Genomic DNA, 2124 nt, shown 5'->3' with positions numbered 1-2124 from the left:
CGGATCAAAAAGGAGTTATAAGTTGTGCCGTTTTGCAGCTCAAATTCAATGTCAAAGCGATCGCGATCCCAGTCAAGCGATCGAATTGCTGTCGTGTTATCGGCTATTTCTAAGGTTTGGAGCGTTAAGCGGCTTTGAATGCGCTCAGTAAGTGCTACCATGTCTGACTTTCCTCACTAACGGGCGAGCCTTGTCCTGTCATTACCCCATTATTGCTCTGCTGACTAGTTTTTTGTAAAGTTTTAATAAGTAAATCTACTTATTATCTCTGCTTATCAATTCTCCCATAAGGGTGACGCAAACTTAATCAATTTCTGACGTGAGGAAGCTAATAGACGCGGCTACCGTCGTTTTAAGGGTATTTTTGCCGTGGCTACGAGCATGTTGCATTCTGTCTCAGAAACGAAAGATTCCCTTGTAAACTGTAAACGGGTTAAATATAAGCATTAAGATTGATGCGCTCAGAAAGAATTAAAGATCCTTGCTTATAATCTGTACAGGAATCTTTTCATTCCTCAACGGTTCTAGAACATCTCTATCAAAACTCTTAAAAGATGCCTCGTATTCTTGTCATCGATGATGACCCTGCAATTGCCGAACTCGTCGCCGTAAATCTGGAAATGGCTGGCTATGATGTCAGTCAAGCTCCAGATGGCATCAAAGGACAAGCCCTTGCGCTTCAGCTCATTCCAGACCTGATCATGCTGGATTTGATGCTGCCTAAGGTCGATGGATTTACGGTTTGCCAGCGTCTCCGGCGTGACGAACGAACTGCTGATATTCCCGTCTTGATGTTGACGGCTCTTGGGCAAACCCAAGACAAGGTAGAAGGATTCAATGCAGGGGCAGACGACTACCTGACGAAACCCTTTGAAGTCGAAGAAATGCTGGCGCGAGTGCGTGCCCTGCTCCGACGAACCGATCGCATTCCTCAGGCTGCTAAGCACAGCGAAATTCTTAACTTTGGTCCGCTGACGCTTGTTCCCGAACGGCTAGAGGCGATCTGGTTTGACCATACGGTAAAGCTGACTCATCTAGAGTTTGAGCTGCTCCACTGCCTGCTTCAGCGACACGGACAAACCGTTTCCCCCAGCGAAATTCTCAAAGAAGTCTGGGGCTACGACCCGAATGATGACATTGAAACGATTCGGGTTCACGTTCGTCACCTGAGAACTAAGCTGGAGCCCGACCCACGCCATCCGCGCTATATCAAAACTGTCTATGGGGCAGGATATTGCCTGGAACTGCCTGCACTGCCTCAGGAAGGCGAGATTGCCTGAGCAAATTCTTTTTCCAGAATGCCTGTTCTACAAGAGGCGATCGAAGTCGTTTCCTTTGTGGTTGATACGCTGACTCCTACTCCAGCGCGTTGAACTCCGATCGATAGCTCACTGTTCCATGGCAGCCCTTAAGGGCATCCGCTGCTAGCTCTACTACCATAAACGCTTCTTCTGGGACGTTGTATTCACATTTCAACCCCTTTTCGCGGGCTGGAACAAACCCAAATCGGGAATAGTATGCCGGGGAGCCCAGCACGACAACAGCTTGACAGCCCAACCGATCGCACTCTACTAAACCCTGGCGAATCAGCAGTGCCCCAATTCCCCGTCGCTGATAGCCGGGTAGAACCGCAACGGGTGCAAGCCCAAGCACGAAGGCATCCGCACATTCCCCGCAGGCTCGATCGACGTTGGGCTGGGTGCGAATCGTGACTGGACTGAAGAAAATGTGTCCGACGATTTGCCCAGATTCAGTCGCAATGAGGGAAAGCGTAGAAGCGGCTCCCCGAAGTCGATCGACTAAATTTGCCTCGTCTTCTCGCCCGAATGCCGCAAGATTGACTTTGCGAATGGCTTCTATATCCTCTGGTTGCTCAGCTCGGACTTCCATAATTTCCTAAGTTCTCAGTTTTGGAATCTGAAGCAGTTCTAGGTCTTGAGCAATGTACGGGTTTCCTGAGCCGCTGCCTGGAGTGCAGCTTCAATCGACATCCGATCGGTGAGGGCAGCACTAAGATAACGCTGGAGAATATCGGAAGCCTGGGCATATTGGGCGATCGGCGGACGCAAAACTGCCTGTTCTACCACCTGCTGCATTGGCGAGAAATAGGGGTATTTTGCCAGC

The 2124-nt window shown here is 49.6% G+C and carries 2 protein-coding genes and 1 pseudogene; 1 reads left to right on the top strand and 2 read right to left on the bottom strand.

What is annotated here, in order from left to right:
- Positions 1–554: 554 nt before the first annotated feature.
- Positions 555–1280, top strand: coding sequence for a two component system response regulator RpaA (rpaA, locus tag H6F80_RS00080; protein ID WP_190789591.1), 726 nt, complete (start codon positions 555–557; stop codon positions 1278–1280).
- A gap of 76 nt (positions 1281–1356) precedes the next feature.
- Here rpaA and H6F80_RS00075 read toward each other — a convergent pair whose 3' ends face one another.
- Both H6F80_RS00075 and H6F80_RS00070 read right to left on the bottom strand, forming a co-directional pair.
- Complete coding sequence (locus H6F80_RS00075; protein WP_190789590.1) at positions 1357–1890, bottom strand: GNAT family N-acetyltransferase; 534 nt, start codon at positions 1888–1890, stop codon at positions 1357–1359.
- 38 nt (positions 1891–1928) lie between these two features.
- Positions 1929–2124 (bottom strand): annotated as a pseudogene (locus H6F80_RS00070) (ABC transporter substrate-binding protein); the annotation flags it as partial.

This window comes from Leptolyngbya sp. FACHB-711 (assembly GCF_014695615.1).
GTDB lineage: Bacteria > Cyanobacteriota > Cyanobacteriia > Elainellales > Elainellaceae > Leptolyngbya_A.
Note: the sequence above shows the minus strand (reverse complement) of the source record. Positions and strands in the feature narration are given on the sequence as shown.

Coding starts and splice junctions, on each gene's coding strand:
- H6F80_RS00075 (WP_190789590.1), bottom strand. CDS start 1,890: ATGGAAGTCCGAGCTGAGCAACCAGAGGATATAGAAGCCATTCGCAAA.
- rpaA (WP_190789591.1), top strand. CDS start 555: ATGCCTCGTATTCTTGTCATCGATGATGACCCTGCAATTGCCGAACTC.